This is a genomic window from Moraxella sp. CTOTU47616 (assembly GCF_032017465.1).
Lineage (GTDB): Bacteria > Pseudomonadota > Gammaproteobacteria > Pseudomonadales > Moraxellaceae > Faucicola > Faucicola tetraodonis.
This window is the reverse complement of the sequence record NZ_DALZPU010000001.1, coordinates 1-24,328: the sequence shown is the minus strand read 5'-3', so window position 1 is coordinate 24,328 and position 24,328 is coordinate 1. Positions and strand designations below refer to the sequence as shown.

At 43.2% G+C, this 24,328-nt stretch carries 15 protein-coding genes; 7 read left to right on the top strand and 8 right to left on the bottom strand.

All coding sequences use genetic code 11. The features are described 5' to 3' along the window. Positions 1–80 precede the first annotated feature (80 nt). Positions 81–596, bottom strand: a complete 516-nt coding sequence (locus tag RTS10_RS00075; protein ID WP_159374747.1) for a fasciclin domain-containing protein — start codon at positions 594–596, stop codon at positions 81–83. A 263-nt stretch (positions 597–859) separates the two neighbouring features. Here RTS10_RS00075 and RTS10_RS00070 point away from each other — a divergent pair, with 263 nt between their 5' ends. Next, a complete protein-coding gene (locus RTS10_RS00070; protein WP_312538648.1) occupies positions 860–2,305 on the top strand; it encodes an FAD-dependent oxidoreductase in 1,446 nt (481 codons plus the stop codon). A 95-nt stretch (positions 2,306–2,400) separates the two neighbouring features. On the opposite strand, the gene RTS10_RS00065 is transcribed toward RTS10_RS00070, so the two are convergent. Continuing rightward, positions 2,401–4,065 carry a fatty acid--CoA ligase gene (locus tag RTS10_RS00065; protein ID WP_312538647.1) on the bottom strand — a complete coding sequence of 555 codons (1,665 nt, stop codon included), beginning with the start codon at positions 4,063–4,065 and terminating at the stop codon, positions 2,401–2,403. 260 nt (positions 4,066–4,325) lie between these two features. Between RTS10_RS00065 and RTS10_RS00060 the strand changes: the two genes are divergently transcribed. From RTS10_RS00060 to RTS10_RS00050, 3 genes are all read left to right on the top strand, one after another. After that, positions 4,326–5,513 carry a JmjC domain-containing protein gene (locus tag RTS10_RS00060; protein WP_312538645.1) on the top strand — a complete coding sequence of 396 codons (1,188 nt, stop codon included), beginning with the start codon at positions 4,326–4,328 and terminating at the stop codon, positions 5,511–5,513. A gap of 12 nt (positions 5,514–5,525) precedes the next feature. Further along, complete coding sequence (locus RTS10_RS00055; RefSeq protein WP_312538644.1) at positions 5,526–6,197, top strand: hypothetical protein; 672 nt, start codon at positions 5,526–5,528, stop codon at positions 6,195–6,197. Positions 6,198–6,277: 80 nt separating this feature from the next. After that, a complete protein-coding gene (locus tag RTS10_RS00050) occupies positions 6,278–6,835 on the top strand; it encodes a hypoxanthine-guanine phosphoribosyltransferase (protein ID WP_007115322.1) in 558 nt (185 codons plus the stop codon). A gap of 102 nt (positions 6,836–6,937) precedes the next feature. Here the strand turns inward: RTS10_RS00050 and recD are convergent, their stop codons facing one another. From recD to RTS10_RS00035, 3 genes are read right to left on the bottom strand one after another with little or no spacing between them, the layout of a single operon-like run. After that, positions 6,938–8,905, bottom strand: coding sequence for an exodeoxyribonuclease V subunit alpha (recD, locus tag RTS10_RS00045; RefSeq protein WP_312538642.1), 1,968 nt, complete (start codon positions 8,903–8,905; stop codon positions 6,938–6,940). 29 nt (positions 8,906–8,934) lie between these two features. Further along, positions 8,935–13,449, bottom strand: a complete 4,515-nt coding sequence (locus tag RTS10_RS00040; protein ID WP_312538641.1) for a UvrD-helicase domain-containing protein — start codon at positions 13,447–13,449, stop codon at positions 8,935–8,937. Between the two features lie 25 nt (positions 13,450–13,474). Further along, entirely contained in the window at positions 13,475–18,052 is a 4,578-nt protein-coding gene (locus tag RTS10_RS00035) for an exodeoxyribonuclease V subunit gamma (protein ID WP_312538640.1), read from the bottom strand. A 391-nt stretch (positions 18,053–18,443) separates the two neighbouring features. On the opposite strand from RTS10_RS00035, the gene RTS10_RS00030 reads away from it, so the two are divergent. Beyond that, positions 18,444–18,662 carry a hypothetical protein gene (locus RTS10_RS00030; RefSeq protein ID WP_312538639.1) on the top strand — a complete coding sequence of 73 codons (219 nt, stop codon included), beginning with the start codon at positions 18,444–18,446 and terminating at the stop codon, positions 18,660–18,662. A 24-nt stretch (positions 18,663–18,686) separates the two neighbouring features. Here RTS10_RS00030 and RTS10_RS00025 read toward each other — a convergent pair whose 3' ends face one another. Both RTS10_RS00025 and RTS10_RS00020 read right to left on the bottom strand, forming a co-directional pair. Continuing rightward, positions 18,687–19,358, bottom strand: a complete 672-nt coding sequence (locus tag RTS10_RS00025) for a YoaK family protein (RefSeq protein WP_099808084.1) — start codon at positions 19,356–19,358, stop codon at positions 18,687–18,689. Between the two features lie 186 nt (positions 19,359–19,544). Next, positions 19,545–20,348, bottom strand: a complete 804-nt coding sequence (locus RTS10_RS00020) for an enoyl-ACP reductase FabI (RefSeq protein WP_312538637.1) — start codon at positions 20,346–20,348, stop codon at positions 19,545–19,547. A gap of 189 nt (positions 20,349–20,537) precedes the next feature. Here RTS10_RS00020 and folE point away from each other — a divergent pair, with 189 nt between their 5' ends. Continuing rightward, complete coding sequence (gene folE / locus RTS10_RS00015; RefSeq protein ID WP_312538998.1) at positions 20,538–21,116, top strand: GTP cyclohydrolase I FolE; 579 nt, start codon at positions 20,538–20,540, stop codon at positions 21,114–21,116. Positions 21,117–21,346: 230 nt separating this feature from the next. Beyond that, positions 21,347–22,405, top strand: a complete 1,059-nt coding sequence (locus RTS10_RS00010) for an NAD(P)H-dependent flavin oxidoreductase (RefSeq protein ID WP_312538636.1) — start codon at positions 21,347–21,349, stop codon at positions 22,403–22,405. 77 nt (positions 22,406–22,482) lie between these two features. Here the strand turns inward: RTS10_RS00010 and ggt are convergent, their stop codons facing one another. Then, the gene (gene ggt / locus RTS10_RS00005) at positions 22,483–24,252 is read right to left on the bottom strand and encodes a gamma-glutamyltransferase (RefSeq protein WP_312538635.1); all 1,770 of its coding nucleotides are present in this window, start codon (positions 24,250–24,252) and stop codon (positions 22,483–22,485) included. Positions 24,253–24,328: the final 76 nt, after the last annotated feature.

The window sequence follows — 24,328 nt, the reverse complement described above, 5'->3', positions numbered from 1 at the left end:
ATAAATTGTTGGCAACTATAGCTAAAGATAATTATGCTTAAAGACAACAATTTATGGCGGATAACTTTATCTATGATAACTTATCTTTTTGGCAAAATGACACGGTCAATTACATGTACCACACCATTGCTCGCTTTGATATCTGTGGTGACAATGTTGGCAACACGTCCATTGGCATCTTGTAATTTACCATTTGAAGTCACCATGATGTTTTGACCTTGTAAGGTTTTAACCATCCCTGGCTTGACATCTTTTGCCATTACTGTGGCTGGCAGCACATGATAAGTTAACACAGATTGCAATAGCGGTTTGTTTGCAAACAATTGCGCTTTGGTTATACCAAGCTCAGCAAGTAGATTGGCAAACGCAGCATTGGTCGGCGCAAATACGGTGATGTTTTTCGTAGTCGCGACGGTGTCGGCTAAACCTGCGGCTACCACCGCTTCAACTAATAATGAAAAATCTGGATTTGATTTTGCCACATCAACAATGTTAGCCGTGTGCATCGGTGCATGAGCGGTATGGGTTGGCGTGGTTGCACAACCGGCTAATAACGTGGTAGAAATCGCCGCTGCTAAGAAGGCTTGTTTTAACATATTTATTTTCCTTATTTAATTATGATTGTTGGATAAAATACAGGTCAGCTTTTTAAGCTAAATTAACTTTAACTGATAAAATTAGAATTTTCAATATATTTTTATACTAAAAAGTATAAAAAATACTACTTATTTTAATATATACTATTAGGTAAAATTCATTAACAACAAAAGCGACAATGACTGCATAAATGTCACAGTAACTAGATTATTTTCCGCTACAATTTATTTCTTCACTTTGGGCAACGCATAAGGGCAAAATTATGTACGTTAATTCAAGTACGCAATCACCGACTGTAGCAGTTATTGGTGGTGGTTCAGCAGGTTCTACGATAGCTATACGGCTGGCGATGGCGGGCATTCATGTGCATTTGATTGAAAAAAATGCCAGCCTTATCAACGCCCCGCCCATGTGTCATCTGCATGCAGGTGGCAATTTGTACCGTGAAATCAGTGATGAAGATTGCCGCATGTTGATGCGCCAATGTATTGATATTGCCAAGTTATATCCAGAGAGTATTGATGTGCGCCCCACCCTCATCACAGTGCCAAAACGCGATAACAATACCGCCACTGAATTACTGCCACGTCTTGATATGTTAACGGCTTACTATCAATCCTTGGTTGATGCTGACCCTAGCAACCAAGTGTTGGGCAAAGCACAAGATTATTACCGAGTATATGACAAGCAGCAAATTCAACAGCTAATTCAATTAGAAGCTAAAGAGATTCCGAGCACCACGGATGAGTGGGTTGTGGCAGCTCTTAAAGTAATGGATTTGGAAAAACTGCAATACCCAATCATTGCGGTGCAAGAATTTGGCTGGAATATTTTTAGACTCTCTGCCAGTGCTTTTTTACAATTGCAGCGCCTACAAAGCGCTCAAGTACATCTAAATGCCCAAGTTGATGATTTAAAACGTCATATGGATGGCTGGCAAGTGTCATTTACCGATGAACATGGTGAGCTACAGCGTATCTATGCTGATTTTGTGGTCAATGCTTGCGGGTTTAGAACCGGTATCATTGATGACAAAGCAGGCGTGCATATCAAGCGCATGGTTGAATTTAAAGCTTCTTATATCAGTGAATGGCGTGATTATAAGGGGCGTTTGCCTGAGATTATTTTTCATGGTGAGCGTGGCACGCCCAATGGCATGGCGCAGTTCACCCCTTATCCTGATGGGTTTTTTCAGCTGCATGGCATGACCGAAAACATCACCTTATTTAATGATGGTTTGACCAAAGCCACACAACAAAGCAGCCAACCGCCCATTAATCCACAATACCTAAATTATATTGAAAACGGCTGGGAACCAAACGCCCTAAAACAGCGTACCCAAAACGCCATAGATTATGTCAGTGAATTTGTGCCAAGTTTTCGAACTGCACAAGCGGGAGATAATGCGTTATATGGTGGGCAGCAAGTACCGAGTGATGATATTACCGTGCGCGTCGCAGATTTGCAGGTGTTTGCCAATCTGCGTTATGCGGTGGCAGAAAATGTGAAAGCCAATTCTACCCTAGATGTGGCAGATAAAGTCATGGATGCGCTAGTTGATGCCAATTTGATAGAAAAATCTGCTTGCAAGCGTCCCAACTGGCACAAAATTGATGTCAATGAGGTCAATATCGTGGCACGCGATATTGCCAAAGCCCGACAGTATCCGTTATCGATGGCAAAGGTCAATCAGCGCTTACTGGTTTGATGGATTGCTGGCTTGATAAAAAAGGTAGAAAAAATTCTACCTTTTTTACTCTGTTTTTTACTTTGCTTTTTAATTTATTGTGATTAAGTGACAGTCTAAGCAAATAACCCTTGGGCATATTGATCGCGGATGACTTTTTTATCAATTTTACCTACGCTGGTTTTTGGTAATTCCGTGATAAATTTCACATCCTGCGGAATACCGTATTTTGGCAAATGACCGCGCTCATACGTTTGTTGCGCAATCGCGATGATGTCTTCAGCTTTGGTGTCTTGATAATCGGGTTTGAGCACAATCAACGCCATCGGACGCTCACCCCAGCGCGCATCAGGAATCGCAATCACAGCAATGTCGGCAACGCTTGGGTGTAATGACATGATGGTTTCTACTTCAAGCGAAGATATCCATTCGCCCCCCGATTTGATGACATCTTTTAGTCGGTCGGTGATTTTGACATTGCCTTTTGCGTCCATCCAACCGATGTCTTGGGTGTGCAGATAACCGCCCTCCCACAGCTCGTTGCCTGCGTCCTGATTTTTGTAGTAACTTTGCGTCAACCAAGGTGAACGTACCACGATTTCGCCTGTGGATGTGCCATCGTTTGGCATACGTTTGCCATTGTGCCAGATTTGCAAATCGACCAATGGCACCGGCGAGCCAGACAAGCAGCGATGCTCAATTTGTTGTTCTTCGCTCATGTCTTGGAATGTTTCATCAAAGTTGACAATGCTGATAATAGGACAAGTCTCTGACATGCCATAGCCGGTACAAACTTCGATGCCGCTGGCTACAGCCATTTTGGCAAGCCCTTGATTAAGCTTAGAGCCGCCGATGACCATTTTTAAGCCGTTGAATTTTTCTTGGCGGCTGTTGATTTCACCCAGTAGCATTTGCAAAATCGTTGGTACGCCATGCGTGGTGGTGACATTGTGTTTTTTTACCAAGTCAACCATAGTAGAAGGCACATAGCGACCCGGATAGATTTGCTCCAGTCCTAGCATGGTTGCGACAAAAGGGAAACCCCAAGCATGGACATGGAACATAGGCGTCATTGGCATATAGACATCTGAGTAGCGCAGCCCTTGACCTTCGATATTAAGTGCATTGGCAACGGCAACGACGAGCGTATGCATGACGATTTGACGATGGCTAAAAAATACGCCTTTGGGGTTGCCTGTTGTGCCGCTGGTATAGAAGGTTGTGGCAATGGTGTTTTCATCAAAATCTTCAAACTCGTACTCATCGCTGGCTTGCGCTAGCATGGTTTCGTATTCGCCTTGGGCGTATGGGGCCATTGGCGTGTTGTTATCATCCAACCAAATCACATGCTCGACCGATGGCGCATCTTGGGTATGGCTTTTGATCATCGGTGAAAATTCTGAATTTAGCAGTAGTGCTTTTGGTTTGGCATGATTGATGGTATATAGCACTTTGTCTTCTGACAAACGCACATTGACGGTTTGCAAGATATAGCCACACATCGGAATGGCAAAATAACATTCCAAATAACGGTGTGTATCCCAATCCATGACTGCAACCACATCGCCTTTTTGTAGGTTTAAGCCTTTTAAGACATTGGCTAAGCGATTGACACGTTTGAAAAACTCATGATAGGTGTAACTGGTTTTGTCGGCATAATGGATTTTTTTGTTGCCAGAAACCACTTTGGCGCGAGACAATAAATTTTTGATAAGCAAGGGAAAACCATAAGCTTGGTCTGCTTGTAGGTAGTTTTCGTGCTGATTTAAAATAGCTGTCATAGAACATTCCTTTGTTGTGGTATAACCAACGAGTCAATCAAATATTGCTCGTCTAACTTCTCTGTGAGTACTTCCTTGTGAAGTATTGACTATATACGAGCGCTATAACCAATACAACAAAAAATATGAAACTTTTCAGTTCAATATGTTTCATATTTTTACGCTTGTTTTACACTTTGGTGAAAAAAATTTTATTATGGGGTTTTGATAGACTGCCTTTGCTATAATGCGCGTTACATATCCCCACTGAACGAAAAAATATGACCCAGCACTTTTGTTTGCCTAGCGATATCAGCCCCGAACAATTTTTAAGCGAGTACTGGCAAAAAAAGCCACTGCTAATCAAACAGGGCTTGCCGCAATTGGTTGGTATGTTTGAGCCAGACGATATCATCGGTCTTGCCCAAGATGAAGACGCCACTGCCCGACTCATCAGCGAAAATAACCAGCAATGGTCACTTAAAACCAGTCCTCTTACCGCCAAAGATTTTCAAAAACTGCCAAAACATTGGACGGTGCTGGTGCAAAATATGGAACAATGGTCGCCAGCACTTGGCAACCTATGGCATGCGTTTGATTTTATTCCGCAGTGGCAACGTGATGACATCATGGTGTCGTATGCGCCCTCAGGTGGCAGCGTTGGCAAACATTATGATAATTACGATGTCTTTTTGGCACAAGGGTATGGCAAACGTCGTTGGCAATTGGGCAAGTATTGCGACCAAACAACCCAATTTGAAGCAGGTCAACCGATTCGTTTGATGAATGAGATGGGCGAGCTGATATTTGATGAGGTACTTGAGCCAGGCGATGTGCTGTATGTGCCGACCAATCTCTCCCATTATGGGGTTGCCGTTGAGGACTGTTTGACTTTTTCCTTTGGATTTAGGCGACCTACCCCATTACAACTGCTAGATAGTTTGGCAGATGTGGCTACCCATTTTGATGATTTAGCCATTCCCCTCAAAATCAACCAACCTTCTGCAGTTGCAGGCGAGCTGTCGATAGCCAGCGTTCACGATATCAAAGCGCAGCTGATTGCGCTGCTAAACTCTGAACTTGGCGATGAAATAATGACTCAAGCGATTAGCGAAACGGTAAGCAAACGTCAATATGAGCTGATGCTGCCTGATACGTATGCCGATATTGATGAAATACAAAGCGCCTTAGCAGCGGGTGCTGTCATCATGCAAGACATGTCTAGCCGTATTGTATTTACCCAAACTGAAGCCGACTCAAAAACTCAAGCAAAAATTTATGTTAATGGCTGTGGCATTGACTCGGAAGATATGCCCGCTAACGCGCAATCACTCCTCATTCGACTCGCCAATGGCGAATCCGTCGATGAGCAAATTTTGCAAGCAGCCGATGTCGAAACTGATATAATTTGTGATTGGATAGAAAATGGCTGGGTAGTGATTGATTACCCTGAAGAAATTATTGGATAACGAAAAAATATTATGAGCTATTATTTTGGGTTTACCCCTTCCGTAGAATTGAGCGCTACCATTGATAAGGCGTATGAGCTGATTGGTAGCAAAAGTAGCGAACGTTATGACGTTTATCGCGATAAAATCACCCAGTTGACCAGTAAAGAGCTGATGGATGCGCTACTGATTAAATTAATCGAATCGCTACCGGATGATTCAGAACGAAAAGCGCATTTGATTAAAACCGCAGAAACCATTGAAGCAACTAGCGACAAACTGATTAACACACTATTAAGCCCTACAAAAAATGAAGATGTGTTACCTAGCTTTGATTTTTTTGACCAAAAAGTGTTAAAAAACACCCAATCGGGTGAACGTCGTATCTCAGTACCGCTGAGTGACGAGCTAGCAAAAAGTTTACTGGCTACTATAGAAAACGTCCAAGCAGGTAATGGGCTTGAAGAGCAGCAAAATTTGATTCGGTTATTTAGCGAACTAACCAGAGCCTGTTTGCAGCATTTTTTGGTCGATTTTACCAAAACGCTCAATTTAAATATGCTTAAACGTGCGGCAATTCCAGTGACTGACGGCATCATCGTCAAAGTAATTGACATTGCCCTACACCGTTTAATCCCACAAATGCCGCAAGAATCGCTGGAGCGTTTTACCAAACATTACCAAGCGTTAATATTTAACAATTAGGTATTGCTAACCGTTATTATTCAATTAGATAAAACTGCGTTACAATAGCCCACTTATTTTTTTAAATTAATAGGTCCACCATGAATCAACTTAGCAATCAGCAAATCGAAGAAGCGCTACGCAATTCTGAATGTCTTATCAGTAGTTTTGAAGTGAGTAGTGCTTACGAGCGTTTGGCAGCCAGTGTCAACCTGCACTATGCAGGTCAAAACCCCATTGTGATGGTGGTGATGAATGGCGGGTTGATTCCAGCAGGTCAATTGCTTACCCAGTTTACTTTTTATCATCGTATGTACTATATCCATGCGACTCGCTATCGCAACAACCAAGGCACCAATGAACTTGAATGGAAATTCAAACCTGAAATTGATTTGGCGGGTGAAGATATTTTATTGATTGATGATATCTTTGATGAAGGCATTACCCTAAAAGCGGTGGTGGACGAGCTGGCAAAAGAAAATCCAAAATCTATCCGCACTTGTGTGCTACTCAATAAACTCCATGACCGAAAAGTACAAGAGTTTAAAGTTGATTTTGTCGGTCTCGATGTGGCGGATCGCTATGTGTATGGCTGCGGTATGGACTATCACGGGTATCTACGCCATATGCCAGGGATTTATGCGTTAAAAAATGTGTAAAACTGCTTGTCATAAATAAAAAGGTATCGCATGATACCTTTTTTTATAGCGTATTTTTTTAGAAGATATCTTTTTATGATGTCGGTTTTTATGACCTATCTTTTATGGCGTGTTGTTAAGATGATCAAATTGTAGTTGCAACCCAGTTTGTCGCACCGCTTTTTGCGTCACCGCTAACTCAAAATTCTCTTTAGCGCTATATATGGATAAGGCGGATTTACTGCGCGTCACCGCTGTATAAATCAGCGCTTGGCTTAGTAGCCTTGTATGCGCTTTATCAATACAAATGGCGACCGTGTGAAATTCTGAGCCTTGTGACTTATGAATGGTCATCGCATACGCATAGTCGCAACTTTCACGGCTTAATCGCTGAATGGGTATCACTTTTTCTGCAAAACACGCGTATAACTGCCCTTGGTACAACAGACAAATCGCAATATCGCCATTGAATAACCCCAACTGATAATCATTGTTTTGGATGATAATCGGTAAACCGTGATAAAAGTAAGCTTTGGTTCGAGTGATTTTAGAAAACTCGGTAAAAGCCAGGCTCATCTGTTGGTTGATTGATTGGGTGCCCAATTGTCCTTGATGACCTGCACACAGAATGCGATACCTATCAAATACCTCAAACAGCCCTTTTCGATTATTCGCTTCAAAAATATTGACAGGCTTGCTGTACCATTGCTGCATAAGCGCAAAAAATGGATGATAAGGTTTCGCTAATTGGTTGAAAACAGCAGGCAGACTCGAAGATGCATCAATTGGGTAAAAAGGAATATTGGCTGTTTGCTGTTTTTTACCAGCCAAGTCTGGTGGATTCTCACTTTGAGATGACTTAATTGATTGTAAATCAACGGTTTGCAATAATTGATGAATTAACTTTAATTTTTTAGGTGCAGGCAAATTTTGCTGAATAGCGAGAGCAAACTGACCGACAACTGAATTTGAATCAAAGCGTTTTGACTCGGTCAATTCCGTGATATAAGGCTGCAAACGCGTCACCGCGCACAAATCTGATAGAACCGACCCCGCATCTACCGCAGCCAGCTGGTTTGCATCACCCAACAAAATCAGCCGACCCGTGGGTTTGATAGCATCAACCAACTGACTGGCAAGCTCAAGCCCTAACATGGACGCTTCATCTACAATAATCAAATCATCGGGTAATGGGTTTTTGGCGTGATAGCGTGGTATGCCATCACTACCAATACCTAACAGCCGATGTAATGTTTTTGCATTGTCCAAAGTGATTTCTTCACCTTGCAAACTTTTTTGCAAGCTTATACGTAATGACTCTTGCATACGCTTCGCTGCCTTCCCTGTCGGTGCAGTCAAGGTGATAGATAAAGGTGGTAAGTTAGGGTCCTGTTTTCTTTTATGCTCGTGCTCCTTTTGCAGCGTGGTTACCAGCTTAGCCACGGTAAAAGTTTTACCAGTACCAGGCCCACCGATAATAATACTCAGCGCGTGTTGGCTTGATTTGTCGATGGCGAGCTGCTGCATCGCATTGGGTTTGGGCGCTAAACCGTTATCGACTTCTCTTGATGAAGATATACCATTAAACGCCGCCACTTTTCTATGGGCAATTTTCATCAACTGCTTGGCTAACGATTGTTCTGCATACCATTGCCGATGCAGCCAAATAATATAGTTAACTTGCGTTTCACCAATTCCATTAACTGTTTGGACGAGTTTTTGAAGAATGATAGGTGTATTGGTGTTATGGTTGTATAACTCATCATCTTTCGCCTCTATTACGCTTGCCCAGTTATCGTCCGTCAACGCTGCAATGAGTGATTTTTCATCTTCATTGTTGACCGTCATCTTATACACGGTATGACCTTCTGACAGTTGTTCATTGATTTGGTCAAAAATTTGTAGGATTTTCGGTTTTTCTTTTGTTTTTTGGTCGTTAATTTGATTTTCTTTGCTTAGGCTATTTTTATTGATCTCTGTATTGATTAGCTGTGATTTTTGCTGCTTGCGGTATTGAATAAAACTGGCTAATTGGGTTAATTTAGCAGTTTCTTCAATTGTAGCGGTTGGCTCAGTCGTGTTTGTTTTCATAATAACTTCTTTATGCTTAATGGTTAATTTTAATTGCCGTTGGGATACCCGAACATATCATCGAGTGCCAAGATAAAGTCACTATCAAACTGCTTTACTAGTTTCCCACAGATAGCGTGTTTGGGTGACATACCGCGTAAAAAAGCATACTCGACCGCACCCAAATGGGTATTGATATCATAATTGGGTAGTCGTAACTTTAAATAGCGATGCAGCGCCACTTGGTAAATGCTTGCTTGCAACCAATAACTATGCGTGGTCATCGCGTCATATAATGCTGCTGGGTTATAATTGTCAAAATCATTGCCAAGATAATTGCTTTTATAATCGACGATAAAAAACTGTGTGCCGTGCTGATACACCAAGTCAATCTCCCCTTTAAGATACTGCCAAACCATGGTATTGACTTCTTGGCTCTGCAATTGCAGTGGGATATCAAATTGATGAAACAACGTGTTTAAGTCGCTAAATGACAAATGCTGGTTTAAGCGTAAATTAAACCCTAATTCAGCAACTTTTTGGTTATATTTGATATTGACCAGCGGCACTGCCGAAGCGGATAACGGTGTATGAATGATATCATCCAGCCAATCCACCAACGCGACATAATCAGGCTGCAAATCATCAATGTTGATATCATGCCAGTTGCCATACTGCCCTGCACTACTCTCTTTTGTAGAAAAGTAATTGCTCGGCATTTGGTAGCGTCTTAACGTGCGATCCACCATGACTGACCAGCGTTTTAACTTATCTGCTCTGGAATCTTGCTGTGGTACAGCCAACTCAGGGGTTTCATTGTAGTTATTGGCAATATCTTCTAAGATACTATGTAAAAAAGTCCCCGGGTTTGTGCCTTTTTCAAAGTTAAATCTAATGGAATTAACCTCGTTACTCGGCTCCCCCGCTAGCCTACTATTGGGGACAGGCAACAAATTGGTTTGCGCCGCTGCTAAAATATCATCATCTTGCCTGTCTTCCGCATTGACCACTGTGTCAACGTTGGTATGGTCAATATAACGAGACAATGCGGTAAAACTGGTATTCGCCCATCCCTTAAAGGTATCGATGGTGATGACTTTGATGATTTCATCGTAATCAATCTTAGCGACCGTAGCGTTTTGCTTATTTTGCCTATTTGTTTTGGATGTGAACTTTAGCTTTGAGTCATAGTATTTGCTTAGGCTATTTGAATCTATGATATTTGTCGTTTCAGTCAATGTTTCTTTGACAGCAAATTTTGCCAAATCATCCATGAAAGGCGCCAAAGCAGAGTTTTTAACCGCAGATTTTTTGGCGACAGTCACAAGATACACTTGTTCTTTTGCACGGGTAAGGGCAACGTACAATAATCGCAGTCGTTCCTCATAGGCAGATTGGTCTTCAATAGCGACATAATTGATTGGATCAATTGAGTTATTATCGGCTATTTGGCTGGGCAATGCGGTCAATCGCCGGCTTAACAGCGGGTTATCATTTTTTTGAGTCAATTTTTGAGTGAATTGGGGCGTTGCTTGATGGGTGGTTTGTATACCATACAGGTATAATGGCGCACCATAAAACTTGGCTTTACTCTCCCCGGTAAATCCAACCACAAACACTATCGGAAATTCCAAGCCTTTAGACGCGTGAACCGTCATCAGTTGCACCCCTTCATCAGATGGCAAGCGCTGCTGCGTTGACCAATCTTCTTTTGGCTGCTGTTGCACTTGGGCGCAGAACCACTCAAATAGTTGATGCTCGCCTACCTGCCCATTGAACTGGTCGCTAATAATATCTAACAACTGGCGCAAATCGATGAGCAATCGCTCGCCATTTGGATGTTTGGCGAGGCGCTGCCAAAAATTGAGTGTGATTTGGTTGGGTAAAGTAAGCGGTTGATTTAATAGCCATTGTATAGCGACCAAAAAACTGTGTTTTTGCCACAATTCGCTGGCGGTCAATACCAACTGCTGAATCTCAGCCAAACTGGTGTTTGTTGACGCTTGATGAGCTTGACGATGAGGATGAGCTTGTCCTTGCGCCGCTTGGGTGTTAGTTTGATTAAGGGCATCATACAACTGGTTGATTTGTTCAAGGGTCAGCTGAAAAAAACTAGACAACATCAAGGATTTTAATTTTGATTCGCTAAATGGCGTTAATAGCACGCTTTGCAAGGTCATAAAATCAACACTCATACTGTCGCCAAAGACACTTTGACTACCACCTCTGACCGTCGCAATCCCATGATGATGTAAGCGTTTCTCGATGGTATGAAGTTCACTGTTTTTGACTGCCAACACACAAATATCACTCAGCGTCAAGCTACGAGTTTGGTAGCTTAATGGCTTGCCATCATCAAATAACTCAAAAATCTGCGCGGCAATGGCATCGGCATAATCCACCGTTTTTTCATCACTTGATGAGATAATATCATTCGAAGAATTAGTATCATTTGATATGCCGTCATTCTCTCCTACTGCAATCACTTGCTGACTATAAGGCGCTTTATATTCGATAGCAATATGATTGAACGCAGGTAAGCTAGCAGCTTCATTGCCTACCCTATTACCGATAACCAGCTCAGCGGTTTGACGCGTCGCAGAGATTTTACGATAATAAATTTCACGCCCCATAAAATACGGCTGTTGGTTGACATTGGGCAGCTGGTCGGCTTCATTTGGGTCAATATCTTGCTCGCCAACGCCATACCAGTGATTGAGGCTATCAATCAGTGCGGCTGATGAGCGATGGTTTTGGTTGAGTGACTTGGGCTGTTCCGGAAATAATTTTTTTAGCGTGGTGTAGTTTTGTACATCCCCGCCGCGAAATCCATAAATTGCCTGTTTCGGATCCCCTACCAACAGCAAAAATTGTGAAGGGGTGTGATATGTTTTAGCATTCGATTTTTCTGCTTTATCCGCTGTATCTGACTCAAAGTCTTGTAAATAAACCCTTTGAATCAGTAACGCTTGTTCGGTGTTGATATCCTGCGATTCATCAATTAAGGCGATGGGATACTGATGGCGAATATAACGCGCTAACGATTGACCTTTTTTGCCGGATAACGCATCGTTTAACCGCGCCAATTGTAACGCAAAGGTAGTTAGCCGCTGTGATTCTAGTCGTTTTGGTAAGCGGGTACGCACATAACGGCTGATAAACTGGGTAAAGTAAAAATTTACTTGTTTAAAGTAGTCTTGCAAGGCTTGCGTTTGTTGGATGAGCTGCCAAATGTTGTCCACGATATCAAAGGATTTAAATGCGGCGCTTTGCTGTTCTTTTTTGCTATTAAAGCCTTTATCGTTGGCGTATAAATCTTCAATGCCTTCTAGCACCTTGACTATATTGCCAACTTTATACATAGCAAAGACATTGGTAATGTCACCCGTGCTGAGTAAATTTTGCAGATTTTTAATTTCATTAAAGTGTTTATGAAGTTTATTGCCAGCACTAAACCCTTGCGCTTTACGAAAGTCACTATCAAAATAAGCCTCAAACCCACTATCATTATCATCTGCAATCGACTGCATCAGTGCCTTGATAGTAGTGGTATCAAACGTTGTCAATGTTACCGTATCGATATCAGCGGTATAAAAATTTAGCGCGCGATTGACCGCCTCGTAGTAATCATCAACCGGTAAAAACACGTTATTGTCAAACATCATCGGGTACAATTCAGGCATATTGGCATTGACCTGCGCCATAAATGCCCTAATTTGGTCGTGAATCATACCCTTGATGATGCCGCTGACATCATTACTGATTTGCACCTCTGCAGAAAACCCCGTTTCGCTACTGTATTCTCTTAGCCACTTCTGACATAAACTATCGAGTGTACTAACAAATAGGCGATCAAGCTGGTTGAGCGCCAATGTGGTGCGCTGCAGTGCGATACGAAAATTGACGGTGTTTTTGGCAGGTTTATGGGTGCTGTTTTCACTATCATCGGCGGTTGGCTTTAGGGTGTTTAAGCTTGCTCTCGGGCTTACTTTTGGGCTTGCTGCAGCGGTTACATCTACCGGCAAACCAAAGATTTGTTTGGCGACCCACTCGATTAAGTGTTGATTGATAGGGTCTTGGTACTTACCCAGTAAATTTTTTTGTGCTGCAAGCGCTTGTACCTGCGCAATAAAATGTGCATATTTTTGCACAGCGATAGCTTTGCTGCTATCCAAATCGCTGTCGTTTAACGGTGTAAATGTAGAATGATTAATCATTTGCAGCAATTGATAAAAATCTTGCAAACGCTCACGAATCCGCTGGCGCATTTCGGCGGCGGCACTTCGCGTAAAGGTCGTGGCGATAATTTTTTCACACGGCTGCCCCGCTTGCACGATTAATCGCAACATCACGCCAGTCAGCGTCCATGTTTTGCCTGTGCCTGCTGAGGCTTCAATCAAATGGCGCCCTGTCAATGGCAACGTGACAGCAGGAGGTAGTAAAGGTTCAGCGTCTTCTTTAATGCGTGCTTTGTCGATGTTTATTTGAGTGTTTGTTTCGATGTTTGCCTCGATATTTGTTTCACTACTTACTTTTATGCTTGGGGTATGAATATCGTGTTTCATAAGATTTCTTCGATAAAAATGCGTGTCATGCTTCAATGAGTTGGTGCAATTCTTTGACCATAGATAACATAGGTTCATAAATCAGCGCGCCCAACGTCTGGGCAAACCCAATAACCACCGATGGTTTATAATCACCGATTAAATGCTGCCAAATCGGGTAGTCAAACTGGTTGACATCGACAAAATTAAAATTACTGTCTTTTAGCCAATCACCTAGATGCTGGCTGGCTGGTGCCTCTGGCTGCTTTTGTTGTTTTTGTAAAAATGACAGGCAAAAAGCAGGCGGTACAATGGTTACGACGCTATCGATGAGTTGATACACCATCACAATATCCTGCAAATAACCACAGGCTTGCTCACAAGGGATGGCAGGTAAATACACGGTTTTTTTATTGCTAAACTGCCACAGCGAAAAGCCATCATTCAGCTGTGCTTGTTGAGCCGTGGTGCGGCGCAGTACTTGCCAACATAAATGATGCAACCAAAATTGTAACAGGTATTTTTCTTTGCCAGAGGTTGGCAAATAATTTAACCAATAGCTGGGATTGGCAGCTGCGGCAACCTTATTTTCAATTGATTGATACGGTTTATATAATGGCAAGTTGGCAGTGATGACCCAGCTTTCTTTACTGTCCATCAGTCCTGCTTGTTTATCCAGCGCCAAGGCACTGATGGCGATTCGCTGCTCTTCACAGGGGGTTAACGCGGTTGCCACCCATTGGATGACCTCGTCCGTATTTTGTACATCTAATGCCCCAAATTTATCTGAATAAAAATTCCCTAACAACTTTGCCTCAGTAGCCTCGAGCTGTTGGCTGATGGTTTTTAAGTGATGAACAAATTCCTGCAAATCTTTTTTGAGTTGTTGCTGATTTTGCTGCAACGATTGGTAGCGGTTCACCCCGGCTGGTAATAACTCATTGATAGCGATGTTGATTGACTCTTGAACCATTGGCTTTTGTGCGTTTGCTGCCAGTTTCATCTCGTTTTGATGGCTATTATGGGTATTATCGCCCTTATCGGACAAGGCTTGTGCAAAAAAAGCGTCTAACAAAGATTTACGCAACAACCAGCCATCTAACGCATCCAAGGTTAACGATTCAAACTCGTTATCATTGTCATTTCTATCATTGCCAACGCTATCATTGTCACCTTGGGCAGGGATAGCAATATTTTGTGCCTTTACAAAGGCTTTGGCAGGATCGGCTAGGTTGCCAACGATTTTGCTCAAGTTGACATAATGCTGCTGCGACTGTTCAGGCAGGTCGGACAAACGCTGTTTTAGTTGTTGCCACTGCGATAGCCAGTCGGTTAGTTGCTTTGTATCCCAAACTTGCACGATTGGCTGAGTGGACGTAGCGTCTTTATCTTGCAGCGCTGTATAAAGATTATGCCAGATTTTGGCAGGTGGGTACAGGGCAGTTTTTGATAGCTTGATTTGCTGGTTTAGAGTAGCTGTGGTTTGTTGTAAATCAGCGGATACCCCCTCGTCATTAATTTGCTCGGGACTTTGAATACCTTTATCTTTATGCTCGCTCTTTTGCTCGTTTTTTTGCTCAGTTTGCGGCAATTCAAAATAACTTTTATCAAATGGCAAGGCGGCATGATGGGTGACCAAATAGGCTTTTACCCATTGTTCAAAGTTGGCTGATTGGGGATTTGGAGAATTATTGCTTAGGCTATTTTGGTCGTTATTGGGGTCAATGATTACGTCATCACTCGCCATTCGGTTTTGCAAAAAGTCGAGTAATTCCTGTACGGGACTGGCAGGTAAATGCTCGTGGGTATCTGTGGTACTTTTACCATTATAAAATATCCAGCACGCTTGCTTGGCGCACAATAGCGCATCCAAAAACGCGCCTAAATCGTCATCTTCTCGAAATCTGTCACCGCGAATGGGCAATCCTGCCTGCATCAGATTATAACGGTTTTGCTGCTCTTGCTTTGGAAACTCAGACAAATTTAAATTCAGCATCACCACCAATTTATACGGCAGGCTACGCACTGAACCGATACGGGCAAAGGTAATCACGCCTGACGGCTCGGCACTCACTTGCTGATTGATAATTGATTGGGCGATGTTTTCGAGTACAAAAGTGAGTTTAAGTGGCAAATTCTCGGTGTCAATTTGCTGCACTGGCTCGGTAGATATGTTGGGATTTTTTGCGGTTTTGCTTGTTACCGTCGCGAGGTATTTGCTATTGGCTTCAATATTTTCTTTTAGGTCATTTTGTGCGGCAAAAATCGCGCGCCACGCATTGGTTTGATTAAATAGGCTAAACTTTTGCTGAATCAGCTTTTCTATTTGGGTTAGCCATTCAGGCAGGGTTTTGACGTCATTACCTAGGTGACGATTGTCATCCAACGTTTGATAAATATCACACAGCACAGCGACGATGTCGGCATCCGCCATGGTCAAGTTTGTCAGTGGTACAAACTTCTCTACCACACCAAAGCTATTGGTATACTCGCCAAAACTGACCACCGTGGCTTTGGGCATCATCACGCCAGCGACCAAGCGCTCAAGCGCATAAGCAAAGGTGTATCGATAGTCATCATCGGCAGCACTTAAGGTTTGCTGCAAATCCAGCTCGTCAAACCCGCGAATAAATCCTGCCTGAGTCAGCAAATCACAAGCACGGGTCATCTGCTCCAAATTAAGCCCAAAGCTTTCATATAGCGGCGCTAGCATCAACCAATCAAATACTTCGCTACGCTGAAACCGAGCGCCTGCCCGATTGAGCAGCGTGTAGTACCCTGTAATCGCTTGCCAAAGCAGGTTGATATCTTTTGCCACCACACCTGTCACTTTGGCTGGCAACTGATAGCCATCGCCGCCCACATGTTTGGGGAACGTGGCTTCAATGATGTTTTGGTGGGTTTCGATATCGGGCAATAATACCAAAATATCTGACAATGCCCGTCTATCCCAAGGATCGGTGGGAATCTGCGCGGGTGTGGCTTGCATGTCGCTATAATTTAGCCACGCGATAATCATACTGCGTAGCACTTCAAGCTGGCGCACCATGCTATGACAGACATGAATGGCAATACTGGTATCAAGTGGTTTGGGTCGCCATTTTTCCACGTTTTCAAGTTGCTTATTGGATTCTTGCTTGAGTTTGTCTTTGATGGCTTTGTATAGACCAAGCGTGGATTCGATATCTTTAAGCCCATTACTTTGAATATTGGCAAGCTGCTGCTGTAAAAGCTGGGTTTGCTGCGCGAGGTTTTGCCGGCTATCTTCAGCTGCTTTTGCTGCCTTTGCTTCCTCGCCTTTCACCAGTTTAAGCATGTCATTGATTTTGGCGGTGGTTGCGACTTCTTCTAGCATTAAGATGTCATGTTGGATAAATTCAAGTAACGTATTGGGCGGTGTGTTATCAAAATCATCTTGCCATAGCACATGTTCATACTCATTACCCGATAAGCTTGCCAGCATGGCAAACACTTCACGCGATTGTTTGCCAAACCGTGACAACAAGGTATGACCATAATCTTTTAGATACCAAGCGTCATGCTTGCTGCCATCGTCTTCCATTTGCATCTGCATTAGCCAGTTTTTATCGACGATATCTGCCCAAAATTGCTCTGACGGGTTAAAGTGTAAAATCGTGACGTCGGTAAGCACCCCCAAGCGTTGTAAATCCAATAACTCTGTCGGCGGTAACTGCTGCAAAGTAAATAAAAAGATGTGTTTTGGTAACTTGCTACGGCTGATATTGCGGATACGGGTCTCTGAATGGTTTAATGCCTGCCAAAACTGCTGATGCAACTGCTCGCGAAACCGGTAGTCATCATCAAACAGCTGCCGCCATAAAAATCGCTGCGCGGCTTCTAGCTGTTCGTAGTGCTCAACGAGCCAGTCAGGCGTCTCGATGGCGTTGGACGCATCCCGCCCGTTTAAGCGGTTATGCAGCGCATCTTTTTTGGCAATCATGTCACTCACCGCGACAGGCTTGTCTTGCCCCCAATGAGTGAGCCACTGCGGACGATAAGTCATATAGCGATTGAGCATATTTGCCATATCGCTGGCTAGCTGCCAGATGCGCTGATCTTGGGTTTGCAACTCAGCAGATTGGCTAATCACGTCATTAGACAGTAGCGATTGGTTATTCGCCCAGCTCAAACTGTCAACGATGGCGGGTGTATCAGGTGCAAAACCAGTCGCATTTGGGCTATTTGCCTCTTTGTCTTCAACCAGCGGCGATAAAAATGGATAAAGCGGATGTCGCGGCTGCTCCACAATGGCTTGTCGGTACTGGGTTAAATAGCCAAAGATTTGCCACTGCATGACGTTTTTGGATAGCATTGCCACTTCCGGCACGTCTAATACATCGTCGTCTTCCGAGATGCGTGCATACGTTCTTAAAACCCGCTGCATCAGACCCAAAAAATAGCGACCCCAAAATTCGGTGGTTACTAAGGTGCTGATGCCTGCCTTATCTGCGACTTGTTTTTTTAACCACTCCCCCATGACTTTAGATGGCACAATCACCTGAAAAGGCTCAAAAATTGAGCCTTGATAACTGGGATTTTTGTAGGCGTTTAACAAATGGTCAAATAACTTATCGACTTTATTGCTTTGTACAATCGTTAGCATGCAGTAAATACTCGAAAATTTTTATAGATAGTGAGTGGGTCGCTCAAAAAATTATACAGCAAAAAAAACACCTCACCATCACCGCTCAATGAAAAAATTACCCGAATTGCCACAGTCGCGACAGCCAGTGTCGCCAGCAGTCTGTAAATCTCCCTAACTCACTTAGCTTTTATGCCATACAAAGTATGCATTACAAAGTATGCAATCCAAAGCAAGTAATATATAGCTAACAAAGTGATAAACTTATCCCTACGTCACTCATGAGTATATTTTTGGTTACGTTTCATTTTTAAGGGTTGTAAGCCATTTGGTTTACTTATAATATTAAGCTCATTAGGTCTAACGTATAAAAGAAAACAACCGTATAAAAGAAAAAAACAAGGAGACGACCATGACAGACAACAATAACGCTACACCTACCGATAAATCTCAATTAGACAACGCCCAATCTGATGTTGCCAATGAAGCGATGGAAGGCATCAATCGTACCGACATCAACCAAGATAATGCGAGCACTCCTACCTCTAAGGGCTCTGATGAATCGCTACTTGATATGCTACATGAGGCGAAAAAATTCGAAGATGAAGATGAAGATGAAGATGAAGAATAAGATAAAATCAAACGGTTAAGGTCGCTACTTAGCCGTTTTTTTACGGGTTAATAAATATACTTGATAAGCCAGCGCTGACGATAATACAATCACAATGGGTAACATCAGCGTCATGTATTTATAGTGGATATAGCCCAAAGCACCTAATACCCCGCCCCCGCAAAAGCTGTACCATATCATCGCTTGAAATACGAACATCTTCTTATTAATCGGTCTGCCTGCCAGCCAATTACCCAAGGCTGAGCCCATATCTGAGGTCAATCCTGTCAAATGGGTGGTTCGAATCACCGCACCGCTATAGGTCGCGACCATCGAATTTTGCAAGCCGCAAGCCATCGCGGCAAACACCTGCCCCCAAAACGACTGATAGCTAAATAAAATTAGACTGACGATTAATAAACTTGCTTCAATTAACAAAGCGTTGCCATAGCGCTTACCTTCTTTTAATGCCGTACTACCCACCACAAAGCCACTGATAACTGCCCCAGATAAAAACGATAACAGCACGATACAAACCATCGCCATCTGCTGGTAATGCTGTTCCGCCAATGCAGTGGCAAATAGCGTCACATTGCCCGTTACATGCGAAGCAGATAAGTGCGTGAAGCCGACTAACGCGGTGCTATTGATACACCCTGCATTAAACGCCAGCACGCAGCCACCCCATAAAATCCACTTAGGTAATTTATTAATCATTAGATACCGCCATTTATCAGTCTTTACCTGACTTGCCAAACATGTTAAGCCTGACAAAAAATGGTAAGCTTAACCAGACGGCTTTGCAATCCCTATCCAAACATCAATTAAAAAAAGTAAGCAAAAAACAGCAAGCAAAAAAAAGAGCAACCATGGTCGCTCTTTTATCCACTACTCGCCTAAAAATCAGTCCTCTACCTGCATCATCACTTGTTCAGAGAGCGCCACGGTATTAAACCCTGCATCGACAAATAAAATCTCGCCGGTGATACCAGACGCCCAAGGCGATAACAAGAACATCGCGGCATTACCCACTTCTTCGATATTGACATTGCGCTGTAGTGGTGACATTTTGGCATTGGTGTCGAGCATTTTACGTAATGATTTGATACCGCTTGCCGCCAAGGTACGAATTGGACCTGCAGAAATCCCATTGACACGGATACCATCGCTACCCATTGAGCTGGCAAGGTAGCGAATGCTCGCTTCCAGACTGGCCTTGGCTAGACCCATGACATTGTAGTTTGGCAACACATGGATACTGCCTTCATACGTCAAGGTTAACAGCGAGCCTTGGCGCTTTGCCAGTAACTCACGGCTGGCTTTAGCAAGCGCCACAAAGCTGTAGCTACTAATATCATGGGCAATAGCAAAGCCCTCACGGGTGGTTACTTGGGTAAAATCACCATCTAGCTGATCGGCAGGGGCAAAACCAATGGCGTGCACAACCCCATCAATGCCCTCTGGCCAGTGTGCAGCAACTTGGGCAAAACACGCTTCGATTTCGTTATCTAACGCCACATCACACGCCAATACCTTCTCTGCACCAAAAGTTTCGGCTGCCATATCCACGCGTTTTTTCATTTTTTCATTCGGATAGGTCAAAATTAAACTCGCGCCTTCACGATGTAACGCTTCTGCGATACCCCAAGCAATCGATAATTTACTGGCGATACCGGTAACAACGAAACGCTTCCCTGTTAATAGCATGGTTTTTCCTTATTTTTCAGTGAACGAATATGCACTATAATAGCTCAAAATTAGGGGTTAATTCTAGCAAAAAACCCAAACAAAGCAAATTTAGTGATTTTCATGGCGTTTGTGACAAAAATCGCTTTACAAATAGTGGTAAAGCGTTAAGCTATGCCTATTTTTTTAAACTTAAATGTTATCATGACTATGCCTGCAAATTTTGACGAGATTATCCAACAAAACAGTGATGCCTACCGTACCCTAATTGCATCAACAGGGGAAGACTTAACACGTGAAGGACTACTTAACACCCCTGAACGTGCCGCTAAAGCCTTTAGTTTTTTGACCCAAGGCTACCATCAAGATTTGGTCGAAATTACCAACAACGCGATTTTTCCAACTGACAATAATGAATTGGTCATGGTAAAAAATATCGAATTTTATTCGATGTGTGAGCATCACATGTTGCCTTTTTATGGTGTTGCCCATGTGGCGTATCTGCCCGATGGCAAAGTGATTGGACTGTCAAAAATGGCACGTATCGTGGATATGTACGCTCGACGTTTGCAAATTCAAGAAAACCTAACCCGCCAAATCGCCCAAGCGGTGATGGATATGACAGGGGCAAAAGGCGCGGCGGTGGTGATGGATGCCGCGCATATGTGCATGATGATGCGCGGGGTGATGAAACAAAAATCTGATACCCGCAGTATGTCACTCCTGGGCGAATTCAAAAACAATACCGAGGCAAGACAAGCGTTGTTAATGGCGATTCCAAGCGCCTAGTGTCTAAACTTAATACCTAAACTTAGCGCCTAAACAGCCAACCAAAATTAACTAGTCAAAAAAGCCCCAGTGATGTTACTAGGGCTTTTTTGTATTCAGCCGATTTATAACGGGCATATAGTACTTTTCAATGTCATCTATTGGCGATACACTGAAATGGTTTTCGATTTTTGCCCTATGAGTCCATAACATTAAGATAAACACATTAAAACAATAACAAGGAACATAAAATGATTAATCATACCAAGGCTATTAACAGCTTTCTTGACTACGTTAAAGTTCAATTGCCCATCATCCAAGCGCCGATGGCAGGTGTCCAAGACAGCAAACTTGCTATCGCAGTGTGCCAAGCAGGCGGGCTTGGCTCACTCCCCGGCGCCCTGCTCAGCCTACAAAAAATCGAAAGTGAAATTGCGAGTATCCGTCAAGCGACTGATGGCCCCTTTAATGTCAATTTTTTTGCCCATCAACAACCTGACTATACCCAAGCAATGCAAGAAAAATGGTTTAATGCCCTACAACCTTATTATCACGAATTTGGTTTGACGCAAGATGAGATAGCCACGACTGGTGGACGTCAGCCATTTACCCATGAACAAGCAGCGCTAGTGGCGGATTTAAAAGTCCCTGTGGTGAGTTTTCATTTTGGCTTACCTGAAAAAGCTTTGTTAAATGTCGTCAAAAAATCTGGGGCGATTGTGGTATCCTCCGCCACCACGCCTGCAGAAGCACGCTGGTTGCAAGCCAATGGGGCGGATATGATTATCGCACAGGGGTTGGAAGCAGGTGGGCATCGGGGTATGTTTTTAAGCCAAGATGTAACGCTGCAAGCGGGCACTTTTAGCCTATTACCCAATATCATCAACGCTGTCAGTTTACCGGTGATTGCGGCAGGCGGTATCAGCGACAACGCTACCGCACAAGCAGCATTTGCTATGGGTGCTAGCGCAGTACAGGTGGGTACGGCATTTTTGCTGGCAGAGGAGTGTGATACCAAAGACTTTCACCGCAAAGCACTGCAAAGTGAGCGAGCCGAACACACGGCTTTAACCAATGTATTTAGTGGTGGCTTAGCACGTGGGATTGTCAATCGCTTTATGCAAGAAGCGGGGTATATTAGCGAGTCTGCACCGCCATTTCCCCATGCATCGTTTGTGAGCAACCCCATTAAAGCCAAAGCCGAAAGCATGGGAAGTGATGAGTTTAGCTCACTGTGGGCAGGGCAAAATGCGAGATTGGCGAAAAGTGGTACAGCAGATAAAATTATTCAAGATTTACTGGGCTATTAATTGTAAAAAATAATCTTGATATATTTTGTTAGTAAAAAAAACGTGAGTCGCAGCACTCACGTTTTTTAATGAACAGTTTAGAAACCTAATGTTTTGCCATCAGGATTTCTTGGGTCAGAATAGCCATAAAACCCAGAATCATCCGCTTGAATAATTTGAATACGTCCCATTGGTGCTTTAGTAACAACTTTATGACCTTTGTCTTGCAACAATTTTATCGTATCAGGACTAATGCCTGCTTCAACTCTAAGCTCATCGGGTAACCATTGGTGATGAACGCGTGGCGTAATTATCGCTTCTGCTGGATTCATTTCATGGTCAATCGTATTAACCACACTTTGCAATACAGTGGTGATGATACGAGCACCGCCTGGACTACCTGTAACCAGCCAAGGTTTATTATTCTTCATGACAATCGTTGGTGTCATTGAAGACAGTGGACGTTTTTTTGCTTCAATCGCATTGGCAGTGCCACCCACTAGACCAAACGCATTTGGCACACCGGGTTTCACTGAGAAGTCATCCATTTCATTATTGAGTAAAATCCCTGTGCCTTCTACAACAATGCCACTACCAAAGTTAAGATTTAATGTATAGGTGACAGCAGCGGCATTGCCCGCTTTATCCATGACGGAAAAATGCGTAGTCTGGTCACTTTCATAAGGTTGTGGTTTACCAGGTTTAATGGTTGATGAAAGTCTTGCTTTATTATCATCAATCGTTTTGACCCGTTCATTCGCACAGGCTTTCGATGTTAAACCTGTGACAGGGATTTTGACAAAATCCGGGTCGCCCAAATATTCTGAGCGGTCAGCATAGGCTAACTTCATACTCTCTGCCATGTGGTGAATATTTTTGGCACTATTTACCCCATCTTCTTTGATAGGGTAATGCTCAAGCATATTTAATATCTCAATCAAATGTACACCACCCGAACTTGGGGGTGGCATGGTAACAACTTCATAGCCTCGATAATCACCAATAATTGGCTGACGCTCAACAACTTTATATGCTTTTAAATCTTCAAGTGTCATTGTGCCACCCTGTGATTGCATTTCTTTAGCAATTTTTGTGGCGATTTCACCTTGATAAAATGCTTTTGCCCCTTGTTTGGCAATCAAACGCAATGATTTCGCCAAGTCTTTTTGTACCAACAAATCACCAGATTTCAGCGGTTCACCGTTTTTGAAAAAAATCGCTTTGCTAGCTGACCATTTACCCAGTGTTGATTTTTCTTCTTTTAACGTCTGTGCCAATACATCACTGACAATAAACCCTTTGTCGGCAAGCTTAATTGCAGGCTCAAGCACTTTAGATAATGGCATTGTACCCCATTTTTTTAGCGCGTATTCCATCCCAGCTACTGTGCCAGGCACACCTGAAGCGTCATGCGTGAACAATGATTTTCCATCAATAACATTACCTTGATTATCAAGGTACATATCACGGCTGGCTTTGGCTGGCGCAATTTCGCGAAAATCAATCGCAACATCTTTGCCAGTGTTATCATCATGCAACACCATAAAACCACCACCACCAATGTTGCCTGCATTTGGCAAGACGACTGCTAAGGCAAATCCAACCGCGACCGCCGCATCGATAGCATTCCCGCCTTGTTTTAATATATCCAAACCAACTTGCGTGGCTAACCCTTGCTCGGAAGCCACCATACCATTTTTACCATAGACAGGATGAAAGATAGCATTACTGCTATCGTAGCGATTTGCCGCTAACTGGCTAGCATTGGTGGCTGGTTGTGGTAATAATTTGCTTTGGGCAATGGGTGATATCACCAACATTAAAGCCAATGACAGATTGGTTAAAATCAGTTTAGGTTTTAGTCGCATGTCCCTATCCTTCTAAATTACTAGGTTCTGTTGAACATTCAAAGCTTCAGCCAATGATAAGCAAAGGCTAGAGCGA

Bases quoted from the DNA above. Each gene is read 5' to 3' on its own strand.
- RTS10_RS00075 (WP_159374747.1), bottom strand. From the start codon at position 596: ATGTTAAAACAAGCCTTCTTAGCAGCGGCGATTTCTACCACGTTATTA.
- RTS10_RS00070 (WP_312538648.1), top strand. From the start codon at position 860: ATGTACGTTAATTCAAGTACGCAATCACCGACTGTAGCAGTTATTGGT.
- RTS10_RS00065 (WP_312538647.1), bottom strand. From the start codon at position 4,065: ATGACAGCTATTTTAAATCAGCACGAAAACTACCTACAAGCAGACCAA.
- RTS10_RS00060 (WP_312538645.1), top strand. From the start codon at position 4,326: ATGACCCAGCACTTTTGTTTGCCTAGCGATATCAGCCCCGAACAATTT.
- RTS10_RS00055 (WP_312538644.1), top strand. From the start codon at position 5,526: ATGAGCTATTATTTTGGGTTTACCCCTTCCGTAGAATTGAGCGCTACC.
- RTS10_RS00050 (WP_007115322.1), top strand. From the start codon at position 6,278: ATGAATCAACTTAGCAATCAGCAAATCGAAGAAGCGCTACGCAATTCT.
- recD (WP_312538642.1), bottom strand. From the start codon at position 8,905: ATGAAAACAAACACGACTGAGCCAACCGCTACAATTGAAGAAACTGCT.
- RTS10_RS00040 (WP_312538641.1), bottom strand. From the start codon at position 13,449: ATGAAACACGATATTCATACCCCAAGCATAAAAGTAAGTAGTGAAACA.
- RTS10_RS00035 (WP_312538640.1), bottom strand. From the start codon at position 18,052: ATGCTAACGATTGTACAAAGCAATAAAGTCGATAAGTTATTTGACCAT.
- RTS10_RS00030 (WP_312538639.1), top strand. From the start codon at position 18,444: ATGACAGACAACAATAACGCTACACCTACCGATAAATCTCAATTAGAC.
- RTS10_RS00025 (WP_099808084.1), bottom strand. From the start codon at position 19,358: ATGATTAATAAATTACCTAAGTGGATTTTATGGGGTGGCTGCGTGCTG.
- RTS10_RS00020 (WP_312538637.1), bottom strand. From the start codon at position 20,348: ATGCTATTAACAGGGAAGCGTTTCGTTGTTACCGGTATCGCCAGTAAA.
- folE (WP_312538998.1), top strand. From the start codon at position 20,538: ATGCCTGCAAATTTTGACGAGATTATCCAACAAAACAGTGATGCCTAC.
- RTS10_RS00010 (WP_312538636.1), top strand. From the start codon at position 21,347: ATGATTAATCATACCAAGGCTATTAACAGCTTTCTTGACTACGTTAAA.
- ggt (WP_312538635.1), bottom strand. From the start codon at position 24,252: ATGCGACTAAAACCTAAACTGATTTTAACCAATCTGTCATTGGCTTTA.